This is a genomic window from Ferdinandcohnia sp. GQ5 (genome assembly GCF_059759275.1).
This window is the reverse complement of sequence record NZ_JCAXEW010000006.1, coordinates 128,726-152,019: the sequence shown is the minus strand read 5'-3', so window position 1 is coordinate 152,019 and position 23,294 is coordinate 128,726. Positions and strand designations below refer to the sequence as shown.

The following is a 23,294-nucleotide window of genomic DNA, read 5'->3' as shown; positions in this document are numbered from 1 at the left end:
AAAATCCTCCTGTCGATTAAACTTGTATCCAATTAACAGTGAACTTAGTCGACAATTTTAGCTACCTTAATAATATTAGGTAAAGTAGATAATTCATCTAATATTGGTCCTTCGATATTTTGATCCACCTCAATGGTCATTAGCGCTTGCATCCCTTTTTCTTTTCGAGCCACTTCCATATGCCCAATGTTGATCGCATATTTTGCAAGCACGTTTGCAACACCTGCAATCGCACCATAACGGTCATTGTGAACAACAAGAATTGCCGGATGATTACCTGATAAGCGCAATTTAAACCCATTTAATTCAGTAATCTCAATTTTACCGCCACCAATGGAAATACCTACAAGCTCTAGTTCACCTTCATCATCACCAATCAATACTCTGGCTGTATTAGGATGTTCAGGAACAGCATCTTCTTCAATGAACTTTATCTGAATGCCTGCTTCTTTGGCGATATCCAATGAAATTTTAATTCTTTCATCAAATGTGTCAAAATCAAGAAGACCGCCAATAATTGCTACATCCGTTCCATGGCCTTTATATGTTTCTGCAAATGATCCATAGAAGGAGATGTTTGCCCATTTTGGTTCACGACCAAACAAGCTTCTTGCAACCCTGCCAATACGAGCTGCCCCAGCTGTATGTGAGCTTGATGGGCCAATCATAACCGGACCAATAATATCAAAAACACTTCTATATTTCATATTATCTCCTCCTTACATACTATAGAATTATGGAGTTAGGTCAAACTATGTTCCTACATATTACTCTATTTCTCTAAAACTATTTTAGCTACAGGAAATTGTCCCCATACATTGAAATAGAAGGGATAAATCCCTTCTATTTTATAACTTATTCAACTGAGAAAATAAATGCGTAAAGCGGTTGGTCACCATTATGCACTTCAACTTCGATATCTTCAAATTCGCCTTCAAGATATTCTACAATTGCATTCACATCATCTTCTGAGGCATCTTGTCCATGTATGATGGTAACAATTTCATCCTCATCAGCAGATATAATTTTTGCTAATAGATCTTTTGCTGCTTTCAGCTTATTTTTGTCTGTAACAACAATTTTACCCTCTGCAATCCCCATGAAATCATCTTTTGAAATATCAATTCCATCTATATTTGTATCACGGACAGCATAAGTGATTTGACCCGTTTTGACATTACTTAATGCATCAGTCATGGACGTTTGATTTGCTTCCAACTCTCCAGATGGATTAAATGCAAGTAATGCAGACATTCCTTGTGGCACTGTTCTTGATGGAACAACGACAACATTTCCTTCAACAACAGATGCTGCTTGTTCAGCTGCCATAATAATATTTTTGTTATTAGGTAGAAGGATGAAGTTCTCTGCATGTACTGATTCCATTGCCTTTACAAAATCTTCAGTACTTGGATTCATCGTTTGTCCACCCTCGATAACTACATGAGCACCGATACTCTTGAATAATTCCGTGATTCCTGACCCCATTGCCACGGTGATTATTGCATATTTTTCTTTTTCTTTACTACTTTTAACTCGTGCAGGTGATTGTGTTTCATCTTCATTTAGAATAGCAGTATGCTGTTCTCTCATGTTTTCGATCTTCATTTTAATTAAGCTTCCATACCGTTGTCCATATGATAATACTTCCCCCGGTTGTTCGGAATGTATATGTACTTTTACGATATCATCGTCTGAAATAACTAATAATGAATCACCATATCTGCTTAAATCATTGCGAAACTGTTCTTCAGCAAATGGATGATTACTAATTTTCTCTGCTTCAAATTTCACCATGAATTCTGTACAGTAACCAAACACGATATCCTCTGTATTCATATGACTTTGAACACTTTTATGATGTTCTGCATTAACAAGCTCGTTCATTGATGGTGATGAAATGGACATATTATCAATTGTTTCACCTTTTAATTCTGAAAGGAAACCTTCATAAACAAGTAATAATCCTTGACCACCACTGTCTACAACTCCAACCTCTTTAAGTACTGGAAGTAGATCAGGTGTACGATTCAATGAAGCTTTTGCCTCTTTCACTAATTCTTCCATCACGATAATGATGTTTGTTTCATTTTTTGCCACCTCAACCGCACGCTTAGCAGCATCCTTAGCAACTGTTAGAATCGTACCTTCAACAGGTTTCATAACTGCTTTATAAGCTGTTTCTACACCATTTTCAAATGCATGAGCAACTTCAGCAGCAGTTAAAGTTTCCTTTTGCTCAATTGCTTTAGAAAAACCTCTAAAAAGTTGAGAAAGGATAACTCCAGAGTTACCTCGTGCACCCATTAATAATCCGCGCGCTAGGGATGCACCTACCTTTCCGATATGTGGGGTAACATTATTTTTTACTTCCTTTGCACCAGATGTCATGGAAAGATTCATGTTCGTTCCTGTATCACCATCTGGTACAGGGAAAACGTTAAGTGCATCTACCATCTTTGCGTTATTAGATAAGTGAGTAGCACCTAATAACACCATTTTTGCAAAACGTTTTCCATCTAATGTAGTAATTGACACTCAAAGTTCCTCCTTCTTATGGGTTCGTTACACGAACTCCTTGCACGTAAATATTAACCGAACTGACAGCAAGTCCTACTGTTTGGTCTAATGTATATTTCACCTTTGATTGAACATTGTGGGCAACCTCAGAAATTTTCGTGCCATAACTTACAATTATGTACATGTCGATATGTACTTCGCCATTTTCTTGACGAACAACAATACCACGGGCAAAATTTTCTTTTCGTAAAAGCTCAGTAATGCCATCTTTAATTTGCTTTCGAGACGCCATTCCAACTATTCCATAACAATCGATAGCAGCTCCCCCAGCAACTGTTGCAATTACATCATTTGATATATCAATTTGTCCGTATTTCGTTTTTAATTCGATGGACATATCAGTTCCCCCTTTATAATTGTTCACCTTGGCTACAGTCATTTTACTATAACATCACAGATTTTTAAAGTAATTCATGAGGTAGGCTAATGTATTCATTACCTTTTATTATATAGCTTTACTGAAATTCTATGTCTTGACAAGTATTTTTACATAATCAAATACGCCTTGGCGTATTTGCGCCCAGATTTTTCGAGCTTGATCGAAAAACGTCCATTGAAAATCTGTGGCATCCGCCGGAGGCTTTAACATTATTCTGAGGGGCACCCCAGAATAATGTTAAACCCACGTTAAGAAGTATTGCAATATCCCATTTTGTATGATAAATTATATAAGTATTTCTATGAAGAAAGCGATATGTATGACTGTTGCTGTGCAAGTTAGGAGGGAAATAGAATGGCACGTAAATGTGTAATCACAGGTAGAAAAACTACTACTGGTAATGCTCGTTCCCATGCAATGAACGCTTCAAAACGTAAATGGGGAGCTAACTTACAAAAAGTTCGTATTTTAGTTGACGGTAAACCAAAACGCGTATATGTTTCTGCAAGAGCATTAAAATCTGGTAAAGTAGAACGCGTGTAATAAGAAAAGCGTAAGGTGCCCGCCTATCGGGACAAGCATAAGACAAGCGCTGACAGAAGGAGCTTCTTACCTTCCAAAGCGATTGGCTTATAGCTTATGCCGATGGCGCATGGAGCCATACAATAAAGAAGACCTTTAGCTCTTACAAACATGTAAGAGCTATAATTTTTGCCACAAAAAAAGGCACCTAAGGGCGGTGCCTCTTTTATCCTTTTTTAAATGATCCTAACATGGCACGGACAATACCACCTAAGAACTTTGGCAACTTAATCGTATAAAATTTCATACTTTCCCTCCTCAATGCAAATATCCACGTACTTTCATTGAATTCATACAGTCTACTTTATAATATTATTCAAATGAAAAAAAATAGTACCATAGTACATACATATAAATAAAAGCAATTTCTTTTATCCTACTTAAAACATTCATATGCCCTTTTGATAAAAAAAAGTACAATTCAATCTATTTTTTCATTTCGAAAACATAGTATCCCAAGTTAATAAAACATGAAAAAAAGAGCAGAAAATCTGCTCTTTTTACATATTACGGATTTTTTCAATTGCTGTTTTCCGATCCACTTGATTGTATATAGCTGACCCTGCAACTAAAACATTAGCACCAGCCTCGACACAAAGCCTTGCTGTTTCTTCATTGACTCCTCCGTCAACTTCAATTTCAACATTCAAGTTCTTTTCTTTTACCATCCTAGCAACTTCCTCAATCTTAGGAAGCACGGAGTGAATAAATTTTTGCCCTCCGAATCCAGGGTTCACTGTCATAAGCAACACTAAATCAATATCCTCAATAATATGCTTAATCGTATCTACAGGTGTTGCAGGATTTAATACGACTCCAGCTTTTACACCATGAGATTTAATTAACTGAATGGTACGATGAAGGTGAAGACACGCCTCGACATGTACCGTTATAAAGTTTGCTCCTGCTTTAGCAAAAGCAGAAATGTATTGATCAGGGTTTTCAATCATTAAATGAACATCCAATGGCAGTTTAGTAATCGGTCGAATCGCCTCTACAATTAAAGGACCAATTGTAATATTAGGAACAAAGTGACCATCCATGACATCCACATGAATGTAGTCTGCTCCTCCATTTTCAACATCCTTAATCTCTTCTCCAAGCTTTGCAAAATCAGCTGAAAGAATGGATGGTGCAATTTTGATCATCCTTAGTACCTCGGCTTTCTATCCTTGATTTCTTCAAAAAAACTTACATAATGGTCATATCGAAATTGCGCAATACTCCCTTCCTCTATACCCTGTCTAACAGCGCATTTCGGCTCAGAAATATGGGTGCACCCTCGGAACTTACAATTTGCTCCTGCATCATAAATTTCCGGAAAGCAGTATGAAAGTTCATCTAATTCGATTGTCAAAAATTCCAACGAACTAAAACCAGGCGTGTCTGCAACAAGGCCACCACCAACCTCAATTAATTCTACATGTCTGGTTGTGTGCTTTCCCCGACCTAAAGATGATGAAATTTCATCCGTTTTCAATTCAAGATCAGGTCGTAGCGTATTCAATAATGAAGATTTTCCAACCCCTGATTGCCCTGCGAAAACTGAAATTTGATTATCCAGTAAAGGCAGAAGCTGGTCAAGACCTTCACGTACCTTCGTTGAAGTTAACAGAACGTGATAGCCAACTTCCCGATAGATTTTTGCATACTCCTGGATTTCCTGGAACAACTCATCGGAAATTAAATCCGTTTTACTAATACAAATAATAGGTTTTATGTCGTTTGATTCAACTAAAACAAGAAAGCGATCTAACAACAATGGACTGAAATCGGGTTTAATTGCTGAAAAAACCAAGATAGCTTGATCAACATTTGCAATTGGTGGCCTTACTAATTCATTTTTCCGTTCTAATACTTCTAAAATATACCCATCTGTTTCGTTTTCTGCTTGAAAGATAACATGGTCACCCACTAATGGAGTAATTTTATTTTTACGAAATACCCCTCTACCACGACATTGAATCAGTTCACTGTTTTCACCTTGGACATAATAAAATCCGCTTAATGCTTTAATAATTTTGCCTTCTGGCATAGTTTCACTCCTTGTTTCAATTCATTCACCACGACATTTGTCAGGTAGCTTAAAATTCACACTATCTATTGACGCCTATTCTTCTGGATACGGAATTTTATCTCGCTGATTTAATTTTCCATTTATTAAAACCATGTATTCGGCCGTTTCACCTGGGTTAATCACAAAGGTAAGTTCAATTGAACGTTTTTCAGTGAGTTCAAATTCATCATAAACTTTGGTGATGTTATTATTCGCATCCTGAATATAAATTTCCACTAACTGCGGGATTTCTTCTTCATCCGGCGTATAATCGATTGTTATGGTTTGTTTTACTTCTTTTGGCTCTTTAGGCTCGGGACCTTTTGACATAATTACTTTAACCTTAGCACCCTTTGTTAATTCAGAACCTGCTGCAGGTGTTTGTGAAATCGCCTGGCCAGCAGGAATTTCATCTGAGTGTTGCTCCTCAGCATAGTCAATTATCAAACCAGTACTATTCGAATATTCGTCGAGAGCATTTGCAGGATATTTTGTTAAATCAGCAAGTTTAATAGTTTCAAGTCCCTTACTTATTGTAAAAGTTACTTCTGTTTCTTCTGGTACAACCTCTTCTCCTTCGTCAATTGATTGGCTAAGGATTGTTCCTCGAGCACTGTCAGAAAATTCTTCTTCTGAAAACACAGCTAAATATTTTTCTTTATTTAATAACTTATCTTTTACTTCTTCGAAATTTCTACCGACATAATCTTTAAAAGCCACTTTCTCTTTACCAGTACTTTCATATAAATCAATAGTGGCGCCTTCCTTAACCGAATCTCCTGCTTCAGGATCAGTACGAACAATATAGCCTTCTTTTACTTCTTGGTCACTGACTTCAATCGTGTCACCAATCGTAAATCCAGCTTCCTCTAATTTGTTAACAGCTCGATCGTATGTCATGTTTGAGACATCTGGAACTTCGACATCCTTCGGTAAAAATAAGGCTGGGAAAATTGTTACTGCAGCAACTCCAGCAGCAAGAATTAAGAAAAAGATAATTGCAAGTGTAACTAAAAGCTTATTCTTCTTTTTCTTTTTCTTTTTCTGCTTTTTCTTTGGTTCGTCCTGATCAACTGGTTTTGAATTCTTTTGAGAATCTCTTACCATTGTTTCAGAACTTGATAATGGACTATTATCCTTAATTATTGGAATTGCCTTTGTGACTTCATCATCCATATCAGGAATCACAAATTTTTCTTCATTTACTCGATTTGGAAATAACACAGTCTGCAAATCCTCTTCCATCTCATCAACGGAATCATAACGATGAAATGGATCTTTTGCTGTTGCTTTTAAAATAACATTTTCAACACTCTGTGGAATGGTCGCATTCCATCTTTTGGGTGATGGGGTATCTGATTGTAGATGCTTTAAGGCAATAGATACGGCTGATTCACCTTCAAAAGGTACTCGACCTGTCAATAATTCAAACATCACGATACCGAGTGAATATATATCTGACTTCCTAGTTGACATTCCACCCCGTGCTTGTTCTGGTGATAAATAATGAACTGAACCAAGTACAGAGTTTGTTTGAGTAATCGTTGTTGAACTTAGCGCAACTGCTATTCCAAAATCTGTTACCTTAACAGTACCATCGTGATCAATTAAAATATTTTGTGGTTTGATATCACGGTGAACAATTTGATTTTGATGGGCATGGGTGATTGCAGATGTCAACTGCAACATAATATTAATCGCTTCTTTTGGATGAAGCGGTGCATTCCGTTGTATGTATTGTTTCAAGGTTTGGCCAGGAACATATTCCATTACTATATAATAAATATCCTCTTCTTCCCCAACATCATAGATACTTACAACATTTGGGTGCGCCAAACTTGTAGCCGCATGTGCTTCTCTTCTAAATCGTTTTATAAATTCTTCATCATTGGAGAAATCTAACCGCAGCACTTTAATGGCTACGTCTCTTTCTAGAATAATATCTCGAGCAAGATAGACATTGGCCATCCCGCCTCCACCAATAACCTCGAGAATTTTATATCGACCACTTAATCGTCTTCCAATAAGCATAGGGTTATTCTCCCTCACTTTCAGGTGTGTAATCGACGATTACGAGTGTGATATTATCTTCTCCACCATTATCATTGGCTAATTGGATAAGTTGTTCACTCTTGTTTTCAATACTTTCGTCACTTTCAAGAATGCTTTTTAACTCGGACTCTGGGACTTTATTAGATAAGCCGTCAGAGCAAATTAAAAGCATGTCCCCTTCATCTAAAATAAGGGTTTTCAGGTCCATTTGAACATGAGTTTCTGTTCCTAACGCACGTAAAACGACATTTTTACGTGGATGATGCTCTGCATCTTCCTTGGAAATGTGACCAGAACGAACAAGTTCATTGACAAGTGAATGATCCTCGGTAATTTGTTTGAACCCGTGACTGTTTAGAACATAACAGCGGCTGTCTCCAATATGGGCTACAGTTGAAAACAACTCTGTACAAATAGCAGCCACAACAGTCGTTCCCATACCTTTGCATTCATCATTTTCCTGTGAATGTGTGTATAGGTTTGAATTTATTTTAGAAATATACTCTTTTAACCACTCTTCTGCCGATTCGGATGTTGTCACCTTGTCAACTTGCTCCCAATAAGACCGTAGCTGGGATGTTGTCATACTACTCGCAACATCACCAGCTCGGTGACCACCCATTCCATCAGCCACTACAGCTAATACTTGTCCTGCTTTGTTATGGTATACACCACAACTATCTTCATTGATTTGTCTTACTTTTCCCCGGTTTGTCAAAAAGAACGACCTCATATGTTCACCTCGTCTCCTCTTTACGCTCCTTTGCACGTAATTGACCACAGGCCGCATCAATATCATGACCTTGTTCACGTCGAATTGTCACATTTACACCATGCTTCTTTAATGTCTTTTCAAATTCAAAAATTTGCTCTCGTGGTGTTCGAACATAATCGCGCTCAGGAACATAATTGACAGGAATTAAATTCACATGACATTTAATTCCCTTTAGTAGCTCTGCTAGTTCTTCGGCATGTTCAACTTGATCATTGACTCCACCAAACAACCCATATTCAAAGCTAATTCTTCTCCCTGTTTTATCAATATAATAACGTACAGCTTCCATTAAATCAGGTAGTTTATATGCACGATTAATCGGCATTAACTTACTTCTAATTTCAGTATTAGGTGCATGTAAAGAGATTGCAAAATTTATTTGTAATTTTTCATCTGCAAATTTATAGATTTTTGGAATGATCCCACTTGTTGAAACGGTAATATGACGAGCACCAATATTTAAGCCTTTATCATGGTTAATGATTTTTAGGAATGAAAGCATTTGATCATAGTTATCAAATGGCTCACCTATACCCATTATAACTAAATGGCTCACACGTTCACCTAGCTCATCTAGTGCTTTTTGCACCTTGACAACTTGAGCTACGATTTCGCCAGCTTCTAAATTACGTTTGAGTCCACCTAACGTTGAAGCACAGAACGTACAACCAATACGGCATCCAACTTGTGTTGTTACACAAATCGAGTTCCCATAGCTATGTCTCATGAGCACTGTTTCAATCGAATAGCCATCATGAAGTTCAAATAAAAATTTCATTGTACCGTCAGCTGATGTTTGCTGAATAATTGTTTTAAGAGTCGTAATTGTAAAATGCTCAGCTAGATTTTGTCTTAATGAATTTGAAAGGTTCGTCATCTCGTCAAATGTTGTTACACGCTTCGTATAAAGCCATTCAAAAATCTGGTTTCCACGAAATTTCTTCTCTCCATTTTCGATTAGCCATTTTTCAAGTTCCTCTAATTGAAGTGAATAAATTGATGGTTTAGAACTCGGTAAATTTTGTTTTTTTCTTCTCGTTGTTTGTACTTCTTCCAATTACATTACACCTGCTTTCTTAATCTTGCAATATAAAATCCATCCGTACCAAAATAATGTGGATAAAGCTGTAGTTGTCCATTTTTAATATATGGTTTCACTATTTCAGGAAGATCATTTTGTATTGTTTCATCCAGAATAAAATCGGGATTAAGTTCGATAAAGGTTTTAACTACCCCTTCATTTTCTTCGTAATCTATTGTACATGTGCTATACACGAGTATACCATCTTTTTTTAATAAAGATGAAACCTCAGTTAGTATGTCTAACTGTATTTTTGCAAGGTTATGATTGTCTGATACTGATTTTGTATATTTAATATCCGGTTTCCTTCTTATGACGCCAAATCCTGAGCACGGTGCATCCACAAGAATTTTATCAAACTTTTGATCCTCAAAGATTTCCCTAGCCTTTCGACTATCATGGGCTTTTGTCTCTACATTTTCAATACCTAATCGTTTCACTGCTTCATTAATCAATTTTATTTTATGTTCATGTAGATCCAGTGAGTAAACCTTGCCCGTGTTTCCTAGTAGTTCGGCGATATGTGTTGTTTTACCGCCAGGTGCTGCGCAGCTATCGAGGATTTGATCACCTTTTTCAACACCAAGTGCTCTCGCAACCAGCATTGAGCTTTCATCTTGGATTGTAAAATATCCTTCTTTAAATGTCTTTGAATGAATTAAATTGCCACGAACAGCCTTAATCGCATCAAGAGAAACATCACCTTCAACAGCTTCGATATCCTCTTCTTTTAGCATTTGAATAAGTTTTTCTCTCGTTGTAACCAGGCTATTAATACGCCCCGTTTGCTCTGGTGGGGTACAATTTACCTCACACATTTTCCGAGTTTCTTCTATTCCAATTTGTTGAGCCCAACGCTTGACAAGCCAGATAGGGTGACTGGTTTCAACAGCAATTCTTTCAGCTTCATCAGTTATTTGGTCTAATGAAGGCAAACCCTCTCGTTGAACGGAACGTAAAACACCATTCACCAGCGAAGCGGTACCTTTATGCCCTCTTCTTTTGGCGATTTCAACTGCCTCAAAAAAGATTGCTCGCTCAGGTACTCGGTCTAAATAAATCATTTGATATAAGGAAAGTCTTAATAAGATTTTTACCCATTGATCAAGTTTTTTACTCTTTTTCAAAAACGGAACTAAATAATAATCCAATGTATCACGTCGTTGAATTGTTCCGTATACTATCTCTGTAAGTAATCCTACATCCTTTCCTTTAACCTCATGTTTTTTTATCATTTGATTTAAAAGAAGATTGCTATATGCTTGATTTTTTTCAATTTGCAATAAGATTTCAAGTGCTACATTTCTAACATTAGTTTTCGTCATTTTTGTCTCCTAGCTGAGTTCCCACCTGTATACTCGACCCCATCAGGAATTGCTCTGCACTCATCTTTTTCTTACCGGCAGGCTGAAGTTGGGTGATTTTTATATAAGTAGTATTCCCAGTCGAAACAATAAACCCATCTTTTTCAATTGAAACAACCGTTCCGCTCTTTGCAGAAGTTATAGAAGGAACCTTGTGGCCCCACCATATTTTCATTACATCGCCATTTAAAGTGGTATAAGCAACTGGCCACGGGTGAAGTCCACGTATATGGTTGTAAATATCTTCTCCATCTTTTGTCCAGTCTATCTTTTCCTGTTCCCGCTTAATATTTGATGCAAATGTTGCCTTAGAATCATCCTGTTTTATTGGTGTTATTTTATCTGCTAAAAGCAAAGGAATAGTTTCAGATAATAACTTTGAACCTGCAACACTTAATTTATCATGTAAAGAACCAACATGGTCTGTTTCTGATATTGGAATTTCAACTTGAGTTAAAATGTCCCCCGCATCTAGCTTTTCAACCATATACATGATAGTAACACCTGTTTTTTTCTTCCCCTGGAGAATTGAATAATGGATTGGTGCACCACCTCTAAGCTCAGGAAGTAAGGATGCATGTACATTTATGCATCCAAACTTAGGTGCTTCCAATAATTCATTAGGGAGAATTTGCCCGAAAGCAGCAGTTACGATTAAATCAGGCTTATAACTTAATACTTTTTCAATTTCTTCTTTTTCACGAATTTTATTTGGTTGTAGGACTGGTATGCGATGATTTAATGCCTCAACCTTTACAGGAGGAGGGGTTAAAACTCTTTTTCTACCAACCGGTCTGTCCGGTTGCGTTACTACTGCAACAACTTCATATCCATCTTCGATTATTTGACGTAAAACAGGTACTGAAAAGTCCGGTGTACCCATAAATACAATACGTTCCATGTAATTACCTACCCTTCAATTTCTCCTTCTTCATAAAAACGGTTCACCTTCGAGGTAAATAATATACCGTGGAGATGATCGATTTCATGTTGAATCGCACGGGCCAAGAATTCTCTTGCCTCAATTATATATGTTTTCCCTCTTCTGTTCTGAGCTCTTACTTTTACGTAATCATTGCGTGTAACTTCACCAAAAAGGTCCGGAAAACTGAGACAGCCTTCAGGACCCACCTGTTCACCTCTACGCTCAAGGATTACGGGATTAATAAGTTCAATAAGTCCGCTTTCGTCTCCAATATCAACGATTGCGATTTGTTTTGCAATTCCAACTTGAGGGGCAGCTAAGCCAACACCATCCGCTTCAAGCATTGTATCATACATATCTTTAATTAGTTTTGATAATTTCCGATCAAAGGTTGTCACCTTTTCACATTCTACCTCTAGTATTTCATTAGGGTATTTTACAATTGGTAATACTGACAAGTGTGTTCCTCCAACATTCTACTTTTTTACATATCTAGTTCCAGGCGCCATCGTCTGGAGCCATAAGTCAATCGCTTCTGTAGGTAAAAAACTGTCATCGCTCGGCATACGCTTGTCGCACTTGCCGGACGGTTAGGATTCCAGCGGCAGGCACAGGTCGTGGCCTGCCCTAGCTGGAATAGGGGCGCCTTGCTCATTTCTACTAGTCTCTCTCTTTTTTCAGAAGTTTAAACTACATCATAATATATGGGTTTAAGTCAATGGAAAGTGTAAGTGAGTTTTGTGAAATTTCACGTTGATAACGATCTACTATCCCTTTTAAAAGTTTATTAAGATTTGGCTCATTTTTGTATTTTATCATGCATTGGTATCGATATCTATTATTAATCCGAGCAATTGGTGAGGTTACCGGTCCTAAAATAATGGACTGATTAGATAAAGATTTTCGTAAATAGATTGCAATCTTCTCAGCAACATCCACCGTTTTCGTTAATTCTGGATGTGTGATGGTTACTAAAGCCAGATAGTAATAAGGTGGATAAGCATGAGCTTTTCTAATTCTCATTTCATTCTGATAAAAGCTGTCATAATCATGATGGCTCGCGAGCTCTATACTATAATGTTCAGGAGTATAACTCTGAATCACAACCTCACCTGGCAACTCATGGCGTCCCGCTCTACCACTGACTTGTGTAAGAAGCTGAAACGTTTTTTCGGATGAGCGAAAATCTGGCAGGTTAAGCATGGTATCAGCCGTTAATACACCAACTAATGTAACATTTGGAAAATCTAATCCTTTTGCAATCATTTGTGTACCTAATAAAATATCAGCTTTTCGATCACCAAATTCTTTTAATAACTTCTCATGGGCACCTTTTCGGCTTGTTGTATCTACATCCATTCGAATGACCCTTGCTTCTGGTAATACCTTAGCAAGTTCTTCTTCCACCTTCTGAGTGCCTGTTCCAAAGAAGCGAATATGCTCACTTCCACACTCTTGGCAAGTATTAGGCATGAATGTTTCGTAACCACAATAATGACATTTTAAACGGTGATGTGTTCTATGATAGGTTAGCGAAATTTCACAGTGTGGGCAATTTGCGACATATCCGCAATCCCTACACATGACAAACGAGGAATGCCCTCGCTTATTTAAAAATAAAACCGATTGTTCATTTCGTTCAAGTCGCTCAGTTAATTTTTCAAATAAAGAACCTGAAAACATGGAACGATTGCCGTTGCGTAATTCCTCACGCATATCTACGATTTCAACACTTGGTAGTGGTCTTTGATTAACTCTTTCCTTTAATGTTACGAGCTCATAAACATTCTTAGAGGCTCGTGCGAAGGATTCAAGCGTCGGTGTCGCACTTCCTAAAATAACAGGGGCATTATGGAGTTGCCCACGAAAAATAGCAACATCTCTCGCATGATATCGTGGATTGTCTTCCTGTTTATAACTGGATTCATGTTCTTCATCAATAATGATGATTCCGAGGTTCTCAAACGGTGCAAAAATAGCAGATCTGGCCCCAACTACAACACTAACTTCCTTACGGTATATCTTTCGCCATTCATCATATTTCTCTCCGATTCCTAGGCCACTATGCATAACGGCAACCCGAGAGCCAAATCGGCCCTTAAAGCGACTTACCATTTGTGGGGTCAGAGAGATTTCTGGCACAAGCACGATCGCTTCTTTACCTCTTTTTAAGACTGCATCAATTGCCTGCATATAGACCTCGGTCTTCCCACTTCCTGTAACACCATACATTAAAAACACCTTATGAAGAACATCCTCAATTGAGGCAAGGATAGGAGAAATCGCTTTTTGTTGTTCCGTTGTTAGTGGCATTGGTGTAGTCTGTTCAAAATGCTTGTCCGCATATGGATCCCGGTATACCTCAACATTTCTTTCTGAAAGAAAACCCTTTTTGACCATTGTTCGAATCGTGCTATCTGTCACGCCAACCTTCTGTAAAAGTTCCTTTAAAAAGATTGGCTTATTGTCCTTTAAAAAATAGACAAGTACCTCTTTTTGTCTATTAGCAGTTGCTGGAAGTTCGTGGATTATTTTTTCAGTCTCCGCTACTGAAATCGAAAGCTGCACCTGCTTCATTGTCTTCTTGTTGCTACGATTTTTTACTTTGTAGACAACTTCAAGGAGGCCTTTTTTTATATCCTTTTGGTAAATATGTAGTAAATCATTTTTTTCTGCATCTTCCCAACTAATCACATCATGTTGGATAAAAGAAGCTTGAATGGCTGGCTCCAATTCACTTCTTTTTGAAGGTTCAAGTAATCTTATTTCTTTTTCATATTTGGCCCGCATGGCTGATGGAAGCATCGCTTGTAATGCAGAGATTGTAAAACAAAGCGTTTTTTCTGTTAACCATTTCCCAATATGAAGAAGCTCCTCGTTCAAGGCAGGTGTCAGGTCAAGCAAGGAATGAATTTCCTTTAATTTTTCCACTTCTCCCTCAGCTGATAGGCACATAACGAATCCCTGCACTTTGCGGGGACCAAATGGAACAACGACCCTCATACCAGGTACGACGATGTCCTTCCATTTATCAGGAACTAGATAATCATAGGTTTTATCTGTTTGCATTGCCGGAACATCTACGATTATGCTTGCGATTTTCATTTATTCTCGCCATCCAAGAGCTTTTTCACTTCTTGAAGTATTGCTTTTGCAACTTCAAGTTTAGTCATCATCGGCAAATCTTTTTGTGTTCCATCCTTTTTAAAAAGCGTTACTACATTTGTATCAGTACCGAAACCCGCCCCTAGTGTCGTCACATTATTTGCAACGATCATGTCAAGGTTTTTCGAGGTAAGTTTGCGTTTTGCATATTCATCTATATTATCTGTTTCAGCAGCAAAACCAATTAATAATTGATGATCCTTTTTTTCTCCTAACGTTTTTAATATATCGGTTGTTCTTTCTAGTTCTAGGACAAGGTCACCCGTTTTCTTTTTCATTTTTCCATCATAGACTTGCTTAGGACGATAATCTGCAACAGCTGCAGATTTTATGACAATATCACTTTGTTGATAATGGGACATCACTTGTGTAAACATCTCTTCTGCAGATTCAACTGATATCACTCTAACTTTAGGTGGAACTGGTAGATTAGTCGGTCCAGAAATCAAGGTTACTTCTGCACCCGCTTTACCTGCAGCCTCTGCAAGAGCATACCCCATTTTACCGGTTGAACGATTAGTGAAGAATCGGACAGGATCAAGTTTCTCACGTGTTGGCCCAGCAGTTATTAAGACCTTTTTACCTTGTAAAATTGGTTTTTCAGAAAAATGAGCAGTAATAAGTTCAACAATTTTTTCAGGCTCTTCAAGGCGTCCTTTTCCAACATACCCACATGCCAAATACCCTTCAGAAGGTTCAATAAATTGATATCCATCCCGAGCTAAGATTTCGATATTTCGTTTTACAGCAGGATGATCATACATATGGACATTCATTGCAGGAGCAATCCATACAGGGGCAGTAGTTGCAAGCAATGTTGTCGTGATCATATTGTCTGCAATTCCATTTGTGAGTTTACCGATTATATTTGCTGTCGCAGGTGCAACTACAACTAAATCGGCCCAATCTGCAAGATCAATATGGGCAATAACAGCCGAATTTTTTTCATCAAATGTATCAAAATATACATCATTCCTGGACAAAGCTTGGAATGTTAATGGTGTAACAAATTTCATTGCAGATTCGCTCATAATTACTTTTACTTGAGCTCCTGCTTGGGTTAACTTGCTTGTCAAAGCTGCTGCCTTGTACACCGCAATTCCACCACTCACGCATAGTAATATTTTTTTATTTAGCACTTGAATCCCCCTTTTATAGAAAAGCTAAATCCCATTGCTTAGCCCTGACAAGCAAAAATCTAATCACGCACCAAATTCTTAATTTCGGTGGTGAATTTGGCTTATAACTTCTAGGACTTGGCGCTTAGGCTAGACATATCTTAAAAAAATAACAACCTACAAGAGAGGTTGTTATTTTTGGTTATTCAGTAATTGTTGGTGTAGTATCAACAGCGGTTTTCTTGTCAGTCGAATAAAAAAGTAAACCGGCATCAATTTCTTCTAATGCTTTACCAACTGATTTAAAAGATACAGGCTTCTGCACCATTCCGTTATTCTTCTCTTGCATTTCTCTTGCCCTTTTTGCAGCAACAGTTACAAGTGTGTACTTGGAATTCAATTTATTTAATAATGAATCTATAGATGGATTTAACATTTAAAAATCACCCTCCAGCATTTTTTTATATCGTCTTGCTACTCGATCTCTTCGGCAATGTTCAGCCGTTACAATTGCATTAATTCGATCGCATGCAAGTTCTACTTGATCATTTTCAACTACATAATCATAAGCGTCCATCATTTCAATTTCTTCTTTTGCTACCTTCATTCTGTTGAGAATTAAATCATCAGTTTCAGTACCCCTCGTCACAATCCTGTTTTTTAATTCCTTCAAACTTGGCGGCGCTAAGAAAATGAATAACCCCTCTGGGAATGCTTTTCTTACTTGAAGTGCACCTTGTACCTCTATTTCTAGAAATACATCTCTACCTTCCTGTAAGGTTGACTCTACATAGTCAATTGGGGTTCCATAATAGTTCCCTACATACTCTGCCCATTCTAGAAGCTTGTCGTTTTTTATTAATTCCTCAAACTCTTCTCTCGATTTAAAGAAGTAATCTACACCATCTACTTCACCCTCGCGGGGTTTTCTTGTCGTCATCGAAATAGAGTATTGGAATTTTGTATCAGGCTGAGAAAAAATAGCTTTTCGAACAGTACCTTTCCCGACACCAGATGGACCTGATAAAACAATTAGTAAACCTCTTTCTTTCATTCGTTCTAATACCTACCCTTCGTCTGTTAGCTCATCTTCTTTTGATAGTCTCTGTGCAACCGTCTCAGGCTGGACTGCGGATAGTATAATGTGGTCACTATCCATAATCATAACCGCACGCGTTCTTCTTCCGTATGTAGCATCAATGAGCATTCCTCGATCACGAGCATCTTGAATGATTCGTTTAATCGGAGCAGATTCGGGACTCACAATCGAAATAATTCTGTTGGCCGAGACAATATTCCCGAATCCGATATTTATTAATTTGATTTGCACGTAAACTCCCCCAATAAGTACCCCTCTATTTTTGCCGTGATAATGGCTTTATAATCAAGCTTATTCAATATTTTGAACTTGCTCTTTTATTTTCTCTAGTAAACTTTTTATTTCCACTACATGTTTTGCAATCGTAGGATCATTCGCCTTTGAACCGATTGTATTGGTTTCCCTATTCATTTCTTGTACGATAAAATCGAGTTTTCGGCCAATAGGTTCATTCGTACTTGCAGTTTGTTTAAACTGACTTATATGACTTTCGAGACGGGTCAGTTCTTCACTGATATCAGCTTTTTCTGCAAATAGAGCGACCTCCGTAAGGATACGATTTTCATCAAATTCATTCCCCACATATTCTTTGATCCTTTTTTCAATTCGATCGCGATACTGAGTAACCACAATTGGTGCATATTCTTTAATAGTATGTACATTATCTGCTACTAGGTCGAGATAAGAGAAAATCACTTCCATTAATGACTTTCCTTCAGCTTCCCTCATTTGTTTTAATCGGAGTGTAGCACTTTGAATCACCTCAAGGACCGTTGATTCTAGTTCATTATTCTCCATTTCCTTCTCTTCAAATGAAAGAATATTTTCGTTTGAAAGTAGCTGCTGTGAAGTAATTTGATCACTAAGTTGGTATTTTTCTTGGATGACTTTGGTTGTTAAAACGAGCTCTTCTAATAAATCCCAGTCAATGGAAATTGCTTTCGTAACTAGTCCTTCACCTTCAATATTTAAAAATACTTCGACACGACCTCTTTTTACATGCTCTAATATCGCTTTTTTTATTTTATCCTCAAGAAACAGTAGTTGTCTAGGTAATCTTATATTGATTTCACAGAATCGATGGTTTACAGATTTCAGTTCAACATGAACGGTGTAGCCATCCATTTCCTTATTGGCACGACCATAACCTGTCATACTTGCTATCATCTTTTCACTTCCAATCTAACATAAAAGAGACATTACTTTATAGATAAAATTTCTTATTTCTATACTTATTTTACCATTGTTTATTAAAATCGAATAGTTTTTAAAGATTTCAACAAGAAAGAAAAAAGGTAATAGAGTGCATACTCCATTACCTCACGAATTATAACATAGTTTCATCACTAAAATCCAAGCCTAGCACTTTATGCACGAGCCACGGAACGTTTGTTCGTTAATAATGATCCTGCTAATAGGAATGTTGGAATTGCTGACATTCCAATAACTAGGAGCCAATCTCTTGGTTCAATTGCGTACGTCTTGAAGACCGGTTGTAATGGTGGATAGTAAATTACAACTAACATTAGTACGATAGATGAGATGACCGCCCATACTAAGTACATATTTTGGAATGGATTCCGGTGGAAAATAGACCGTTCACTACGACAATCAAATACGTGGATAAGCTGGGCCATTACAAGAGTTGCAAACGCAATGGTTTGGGCATATCCTAAATTGCTCGGATCCCTATGATAGACAACCATAAATGCAGCCAAGGTTGCTATCCCTATTAAAAAGCCGCGGCTGACAATTTTCCAGCCCAATCCTCTTGCAAAAACCCCTTCTTTTGGATGGCGTGGGCCATGTTTCATCAAATTGCCCTCTGGTTGATCAAGTCCAAGCGCCATTGCTGGTAATCCATCCGTTACCAGGTTAACCCAAAGGATTTGGATTGGTACGAGTGGTAATGGTAAGCCCATTAACATCGCGAATAACATCACAAGTATTTCACCAACATTAGAAGCTAATAAATAACGGATAAACTTTCTAATATTTTCATAGATATTTCGGCCTTCTTTAATAGCTGCTTTAATCGTCGCAAAGTTATCATCAAGTAATACTAACGAAGATGCTTCTTTTGCTACATCTGTACCTGTAATGCCCATCGCAATTCCGATATCGGATGCTTTAATTGCCGGTGCATCGTTTACACCATCACCTGTCATCGCAACAATATGGCCCCTGCTTTGAAGTGCTTTTACAATTTTTAATTTATGTTCAGGTGACACCCTTGCATATACATAGACATCATCGACAATTTCCTCTAGCTCTTCTACATCCATTTTAGAAAGAGCATACCCATCTAGCACTTTACCCCCTGGAGGTAGAATACCAAGCTGTGTAGCAATCGCTTTTGCTGTAATTAAATGGTCTCCTGTAATCATAACTGTCTTAATGCCAGCATCTTTACATTCTTTAACTGCATCTTTTACTTCTGGTCTTGGCGGATCAATCATTCCTTGAACCCCAATAAAGGTTAATTCGCTTTCAGCTTCGCTTTCCGACACTAACTTTTGGTTTGGCCGTAATTGTTTAAAGCCAACTGCAATAGTACGAAGAGCATCTGAGGCTAAGCTCTCAATCGCATCCTTAATCTCATTCTCGTACCCTACCGTTAATGGCTGCTGTTTATTGTCCCAAAGGACCGATTTACTAACTCCTAGTAATACATCTGGTGCACCCTTTGTAACAACAAATTGATTTCCAGCTCTATCTTTTACAATGACACTCATCATTTTTCTTGCAGAATCAAATGGGAACTCTTCAACAATATCAAATTGCTCAGCTAATAATTGATTTGTAAGTCCTGCTTTAATACCCGCAACAAGTAAAGCTCCTTCAGTTGGGTCTCCATCAAGAATAATATCATCATCCTTCTGCTTTAATGATGCATTATTACACAACACTCCAAAAGTTAATAATTGTTGAAGAGTCTTATGTTCTGATGGTTTGATTTCTCTATCCCCCGAGAAAAATTTTCCATCTACATCATACCCTGTACCTGTTACAGACCAAGTTTTGCCACCAGACCAAAGATGTGTAACCGTCATCTTGTTTTGAGTCATCGTTCCTGTTTTATCTGAGCATATGACCGAAGCACAGCCCAAAGTTTCAACTGCAGGCAAGCGTCGGACAATTGCATTTTTCTTAATCATTCTTTGAACACCTAAAGAAAGGGCAACAGTAACAATGGCCGGCAATCCTTCAGGTATTGCAGCAACAGCCAATGAAACTCCCGCTAGGAACATTTCATAAAGCTCATGTCCATTTATAACACCTACAACCACAACTAAGAGGGTTAAAATTAATGCTACGGTGATTAAAACCTTACCTAATTGCTCCAATCTTCTTTGCAATGGAGTAATCATCGCTTCGGCTGATTGAAGGAGTTCTGCAATTTGGCCCATCGCTGTATTCATACCAGTTCCTACCACGATACCTACACCACTACCACGTGTAACCATTGTGCCCATAAATGCCATATTTTCTTGATCACCGAGGGAGACTTCACCCTCACGAATCGGTTCAACATGCTTTGTAACAGGCACAGATTCCCCTGTAAGTGCGGATTCCTCAATTTCTAAGCTTTTGACATCAATTAAACGCACATCCGCACCTATACGATCACCACTGGTGAATTTTATGATATCACCTATAACGAGTTCCTTTGAAAGAATACGAACCCATTCATTACTTCGAAAAACATTCACCTGTGGTGCGGAGAGTTCCTTTAAGGCTTGAAGCGATTTTTCTGCTTTTCGTTCTTGGAAAAAACCCAAAAACCCATTAATTAAAACTATAGCCATAATTGCGATAGCATCAATGTATTCCCCTAACAACCCGGAAATCAAGGTTGCAGCAAGTAATACAAGAACCATAAAGTCCTTAAATTGAGCTAAAAAAAGCAAAATTGCTGAAGCGCGTTCGGCTTCCTTCAATTCATTATATCCAAATTGCTTTTGTCGCTGCTTTACTTCTTGGTCGGAAAGACCATGAGAAAGGCTTGTATTAACTTTTTTTTCGACCTCTTCTGATCTAAGCTCATACCATTTCATCCGTCTTTTACACACCCCTCACATTAAATCATAATCAAATGAACCTTCGCGTATTTGCCTCCCAATTTTTAGGCCCACAGGTTGTGGGATTCAAAGATGTTGCCAAAGGAAGTGGCGTAAATAGTCTTTGAACTTATGCTCGAAAAATCGAGGCATCCGCCGGAGGCTGAATTACTTCATCAGAAGTGGCGTACTTCTGATGAAGTAAATTCTATCTATGAAAGCTTATTCAGTCTCGTCCAAAAAAATGCTATACTTTTTCTAAGTTACCTATTTATTGGTACAATAACATTGAAGAGGAACTGGAAGACACTGTCTTCTATTGATATGGAAAAGAGGAAACACGTATGACATTCGATGGAATCTTCACACATGCAATTGTGAATGAATTACAAAAAACATTAGATAGTGGTAGGATTTCAAAAATCTATCAACCATATAAAAATGAACTTATCTTTCAGGTTCGTTCAAATGGAAAGAATCATAAGCTACTCCTTTCAGCACACCCAAGTTATGCCCGTATCCATTTAACAAATGAGTTATATGATAACCCACATGAGCCGCCGATGTTTTGTATGTTACTCCGCAAACATCTAGAGGGCAGTATCATCGAAAATATCCGTCAAGTTGATATGGATAGAATAATTATTTTTGATATTAAAGGCCGAAATGAACTTGGTGATGTCTCTCTAAAACAACTGATTATTGAAATTATGGGTAGACATAGTAACATCATCCTCGTTGATTCTGAAAAACAGATAATCCTTGATAGCATTAAGCATATTTCACCAGCAGTCAATCGTCATCGTACTGTATTGCCAGGGTATACATATGTTTTTCCGCCTGCTCAGGAAAAGATTAATCCTTTTACAGTCGATGAAGAGACATTCTTGAAAAAAATTGATTTTAATGCTGGTCGATTAGATCAGCAGATTGTGCAAAAATTTTCTGGGATCTCCCCTGTATTTGCAAAAGAAGTTGTATTTCGCGCCGGTATAGCTAATCAAAAAACATTACCTGATCCTTTTTTATCAATGATATCAATAATCAAACAAAATCAATTTACACCACAAATCATAACAAAGGGACAAAAGGATTTTTTCTATATCCTTCCTTTACATCATATTGGTGGTGAGGCTAAGGCATTCACTACAATTAGTGAAATGCTCGATCGTTTTTATTTTGGAAAAGCAGAACGTGATCGGGTTAAGCAGCAAGGCAATGATTTAGAACGTTTTATCCATAATGAAAAAACAAAAAATGAGAAAAAAATTAAAAAACTTGAAGCAACCTTAGTCGAGTCCGAAAAAGCTGAAAAATATAAGCTCTTTGGTGAACTTCTGACAGCGAATATGTATGCGATAACCCGAGGCGACAAGGAAATTGAAGTACTAAATTATTACTCAGGGGAAAATGAAATGGTGAAAATCCCTCTACACCCACAAAAGTCACCCTCTGAAAATGCGCAAAGTTATTTTTCAAAGTATCAAAAGGCAAAGAATGCTGTTTCCTATGTAGAGCATGAAATTGCGAAAGCTAACGAAGAGATTGCTTATTTCGAGTCTCTATTGCAGCAAATTGAATCAGCTGCTCCAAAGGATTTGCAGGAAATCCGCGAGGAACTTATGGAAGAAGGTTATTTGAAGAAAAAGCAACAAAAAGGAAATAAGAAGATGAAACCAATAAAACCTTCTATTGAGCGCTATGTAGCAAGTGATGGGACAGAAATCCTTGTCGGTAAAAACAATAAACAAAATGATTATTTAACAAATAAACTTGCAGCAAGAGATGAGATATGGTTGCATACAAAGGGCATACCCGGTTCACATGTGATTATTAGAAGCAAACAACCATCACCAGATACAATCCTTGAGGCAGCGACAATTGCAGCGTATTTCAGTAAAGCAAAAAATTCATCCTCTGTACCTGTTGATTACACACTTGTGCGCCACGTTAAGAAACCGAATGGTTCTAAACCTGGCTATGTTATCTATGATAATCAACAAACCGTATATGTGACACCACAAGAAGACTTGATTTTGCAGCTTAGAAAATAAATA

21 protein-coding genes are annotated in these 23,294 nt (G+C 37.6%); 2 read left to right on the top strand and 19 right to left on the bottom strand.

Annotated elements, in window-relative coordinates:
* Window positions 1-44: 44 nt before the first annotated feature.
* From sdaAB to AC6CHV_RS09415, 3 genes are all read right to left on the bottom strand, one after another.
* Window positions 45-707 carry an L-serine ammonia-lyase, iron-sulfur-dependent subunit beta gene (gene sdaAB, locus AC6CHV_RS09425; RefSeq protein ID WP_341331925.1) on the bottom strand — a complete coding sequence of 221 codons (663 nt, stop codon included), beginning with the start codon at window positions 705-707 and terminating at the stop codon, window positions 45-47.
* Window positions 708-855: 148 nt separating this feature from the next.
* On the bottom strand, window positions 856-2,538 hold the full coding sequence (locus AC6CHV_RS09420) for a DAK2 domain-containing protein (RefSeq protein ID WP_341331926.1): 1,683 nt from the start codon (window positions 2,536-2,538) through the stop codon (window positions 856-858).
* 16 nt (window positions 2,539-2,554) lie between these two features.
* A complete protein-coding gene (locus AC6CHV_RS09415; RefSeq protein WP_121446544.1) occupies window positions 2,555-2,917 on the bottom strand; it encodes an Asp23/Gls24 family envelope stress response protein in 363 nt (120 codons plus the stop codon).
* 396 nt (window positions 2,918-3,313) lie between these two features.
* Between AC6CHV_RS09415 and rpmB the strand changes: the two genes are divergently transcribed.
* Window positions 3,314-3,502, top strand: coding sequence for a 50S ribosomal protein L28 (rpmB, locus tag AC6CHV_RS09410; RefSeq protein WP_010282529.1), 189 nt, complete (start codon window positions 3,314-3,316; stop codon window positions 3,500-3,502).
* A 205-nt stretch (window positions 3,503-3,707) separates the two neighbouring features.
* On the opposite strand, the gene spoVM is transcribed toward rpmB, so the two are convergent.
* The 16 genes from spoVM to AC6CHV_RS09330 all read right to left on the bottom strand — a co-directional run bounded on the left by spoVM (window position 3,708) and on the right by AC6CHV_RS09330 (window position 21,234).
* Entirely contained in the window at window positions 3,708-3,788 is an 81-nt protein-coding gene (gene spoVM / locus AC6CHV_RS09405; protein WP_010282530.1) for a stage V sporulation protein SpoVM, read from the bottom strand.
* Window positions 3,789-4,041: 253 nt separating this feature from the next.
* On the bottom strand, window positions 4,042-4,689 hold the full coding sequence (gene rpe, locus AC6CHV_RS09400) for a ribulose-phosphate 3-epimerase (RefSeq protein WP_341331927.1): 648 nt from the start codon (window positions 4,687-4,689) through the stop codon (window positions 4,042-4,044).
* A 2-nt stretch (window positions 4,690-4,691) separates the two neighbouring features.
* Complete coding sequence (rsgA, locus tag AC6CHV_RS09395) at window positions 4,692-5,576, bottom strand: ribosome small subunit-dependent GTPase A (protein WP_341331928.1); 885 nt, start codon at window positions 5,574-5,576, stop codon at window positions 4,692-4,694.
* A gap of 75 nt (window positions 5,577-5,651) precedes the next feature.
* Window positions 5,652-7,628 (bottom strand): Stk1 family PASTA domain-containing Ser/Thr kinase, encoded by a 1,977-nt coding sequence (pknB, locus tag AC6CHV_RS09390; protein ID WP_341331929.1) that lies wholly within the window; start codon window positions 7,626-7,628, stop codon window positions 5,652-5,654.
* Between the two features lie 4 nt (window positions 7,629-7,632).
* Window positions 7,633-8,382 carry a Stp1/IreP family PP2C-type Ser/Thr phosphatase gene (locus tag AC6CHV_RS09385; protein WP_498078768.1) on the bottom strand — a complete coding sequence of 250 codons (750 nt, stop codon included), beginning with the start codon at window positions 8,380-8,382 and terminating at the stop codon, window positions 7,633-7,635.
* A 4-nt stretch (window positions 8,383-8,386) separates the two neighbouring features.
* Window positions 8,387-9,481 carry a dual-specificity RNA methyltransferase RlmN gene (gene rlmN / locus AC6CHV_RS09380; RefSeq protein WP_341331931.1) on the bottom strand — a complete coding sequence of 365 codons (1,095 nt, stop codon included), beginning with the start codon at window positions 9,479-9,481 and terminating at the stop codon, window positions 8,387-8,389.
* A 5-nt stretch (window positions 9,482-9,486) separates the two neighbouring features.
* Window positions 9,487-10,830 carry a 16S rRNA (cytosine(967)-C(5))-methyltransferase RsmB gene (rsmB, locus tag AC6CHV_RS09375; protein ID WP_498078767.1) on the bottom strand — a complete coding sequence of 448 codons (1,344 nt, stop codon included), beginning with the start codon at window positions 10,828-10,830 and terminating at the stop codon, window positions 9,487-9,489.
* The gene (gene fmt / locus AC6CHV_RS09370; protein WP_498078766.1) at window positions 10,817-11,770 is read right to left on the bottom strand and encodes a methionyl-tRNA formyltransferase; all 954 of its coding nucleotides are present in this window, start codon (window positions 11,768-11,770) and stop codon (window positions 10,817-10,819) included. The genes rsmB and fmt overlap by 14 nt, the downstream gene beginning before the upstream one ends.
* A gap of 8 nt (window positions 11,771-11,778) precedes the next feature.
* Entirely contained in the window at window positions 11,779-12,252 is a 474-nt protein-coding gene (gene def / locus AC6CHV_RS09365; protein ID WP_341331934.1) for a peptide deformylase, read from the bottom strand.
* A 232-nt stretch (window positions 12,253-12,484) separates the two neighbouring features.
* The gene (priA, locus tag AC6CHV_RS09360) at window positions 12,485-14,899 is read right to left on the bottom strand and encodes a primosomal protein N' (protein ID WP_498078765.1); all 2,415 of its coding nucleotides are present in this window, start codon (window positions 14,897-14,899) and stop codon (window positions 12,485-12,487) included.
* The gene (gene coaBC / locus AC6CHV_RS09355) at window positions 14,896-16,098 is read right to left on the bottom strand and encodes a bifunctional phosphopantothenoylcysteine decarboxylase/phosphopantothenate--cysteine ligase CoaBC (protein ID WP_498078764.1); all 1,203 of its coding nucleotides are present in this window, start codon (window positions 16,096-16,098) and stop codon (window positions 14,896-14,898) included. The genes priA and coaBC overlap by 4 nt, the downstream gene beginning before the upstream one ends.
* Window positions 16,099-16,279: 181 nt before the next feature.
* Window positions 16,280-16,513, bottom strand: coding sequence for a DNA-directed RNA polymerase subunit omega (gene rpoZ, locus AC6CHV_RS09350; RefSeq protein ID WP_121446533.1), 234 nt, complete (start codon window positions 16,511-16,513; stop codon window positions 16,280-16,282).
* Window positions 16,514-17,131, bottom strand: a complete 618-nt coding sequence (gene gmk / locus AC6CHV_RS09345; protein WP_341331937.1) for a guanylate kinase — start codon at window positions 17,129-17,131, stop codon at window positions 16,514-16,516.
* Between the two features lie 12 nt (window positions 17,132-17,143).
* Window positions 17,144-17,407 carry an extracellular matrix/biofilm regulator RemA gene (gene remA, locus AC6CHV_RS09340; RefSeq protein WP_010282579.1) on the bottom strand — a complete coding sequence of 88 codons (264 nt, stop codon included), beginning with the start codon at window positions 17,405-17,407 and terminating at the stop codon, window positions 17,144-17,146.
* A gap of 60 nt (window positions 17,408-17,467) precedes the next feature.
* On the bottom strand, window positions 17,468-18,343 hold the full coding sequence (locus AC6CHV_RS09335) for a YicC/YloC family endoribonuclease (protein ID WP_341331938.1): 876 nt from the start codon (window positions 18,341-18,343) through the stop codon (window positions 17,468-17,470).
* Window positions 18,344-18,543: 200 nt separating this feature from the next.
* A complete protein-coding gene (locus AC6CHV_RS09330; RefSeq protein WP_498078763.1) occupies window positions 18,544-21,234 on the bottom strand; it encodes a calcium-translocating P-type ATPase, SERCA-type in 2,691 nt (896 codons plus the stop codon).
* A gap of 347 nt (window positions 21,235-21,581) precedes the next feature.
* Here AC6CHV_RS09330 and AC6CHV_RS09325 point away from each other — a divergent pair, with 347 nt between their 5' ends.
* The gene (locus AC6CHV_RS09325) at window positions 21,582-23,291 is read left to right on the top strand and encodes an NFACT RNA binding domain-containing protein (protein ID WP_498078762.1); all 1,710 of its coding nucleotides are present in this window, start codon (window positions 21,582-21,584) and stop codon (window positions 23,289-23,291) included.
* The last annotated feature ends 3 nt before the right edge of the window (window positions 23,292-23,294 follow it).

Excerpts from the sequence above, each read along its gene's own strand:
- rsmB (WP_498078767.1), bottom strand. The coding sequence starts at position 10,830 with ATGACGAAAACTAATGTTAGAAATGTAGCACTTGAAATCTTATTGCAA.
- gmk (WP_341331937.1), bottom strand. The coding sequence starts at position 17,131 with ATGAAAGAAAGAGGTTTACTAATTGTTTTATCAGGTCCATCTGGTGTC.
- AC6CHV_RS09335 (WP_341331938.1), bottom strand. The coding sequence starts at position 18,343 with ATGATAGCAAGTATGACAGGTTATGGTCGTGCCAATAAGGAAATGGAT.
- fmt (WP_498078766.1), bottom strand. The coding sequence starts at position 11,770 with ATGGAACGTATTGTATTTATGGGTACACCGGACTTTTCAGTACCTGTT.
- sdaAB (WP_341331925.1), bottom strand. The coding sequence starts at position 707 with ATGAAATATAGAAGTGTTTTTGATATTATTGGTCCGGTTATGATTGGC.
- rpmB (WP_010282529.1), top strand. The coding sequence starts at position 3,314 with ATGGCACGTAAATGTGTAATCACAGGTAGAAAAACTACTACTGGTAAT.
- AC6CHV_RS09325 (WP_498078762.1), top strand. The coding sequence starts at position 21,582 with ATGACATTCGATGGAATCTTCACACATGCAATTGTGAATGAATTACAA.
- rsgA (WP_341331928.1), bottom strand. The coding sequence starts at position 5,576 with ATGCCAGAAGGCAAAATTATTAAAGCATTAAGCGGATTTTATTATGTC.
- AC6CHV_RS09330 (WP_498078763.1), bottom strand. The coding sequence starts at position 21,234 with ATGAAATGGTATGAGCTTAGATCAGAAGAGGTCGAAAAAAAAGTTAAT.
- rpoZ (WP_121446533.1), bottom strand. The coding sequence starts at position 16,513 with ATGTTAAATCCATCTATAGATTCATTATTAAATAAATTGAATTCCAAG.
- rpe (WP_341331927.1), bottom strand. The coding sequence starts at position 4,689 with ATGATCAAAATTGCACCATCCATTCTTTCAGCTGATTTTGCAAAGCTT.
- pknB (WP_341331929.1), bottom strand. The coding sequence starts at position 7,628 with ATGCTTATTGGAAGACGATTAAGTGGTCGATATAAAATTCTCGAGGTT.
- priA (WP_498078765.1), bottom strand. The coding sequence starts at position 14,899 with ATGAAAATCGCAAGCATAATCGTAGATGTTCCGGCAATGCAAACAGAT.
- AC6CHV_RS09415 (WP_121446544.1), bottom strand. The coding sequence starts at position 2,917 with ATGTCCATCGAATTAAAAACGAAATACGGACAAATTGATATATCAAAT.
- AC6CHV_RS09385 (WP_498078768.1), bottom strand. The coding sequence starts at position 8,382 with ATGAGGTCGTTCTTTTTGACAAACCGGGGAAAAGTAAGACAAATCAAT.
- spoVM (WP_010282530.1), bottom strand. The coding sequence starts at position 3,788 with ATGAAATTTTATACGATTAAGTTGCCAAAGTTCTTAGGTGGTATTGTC.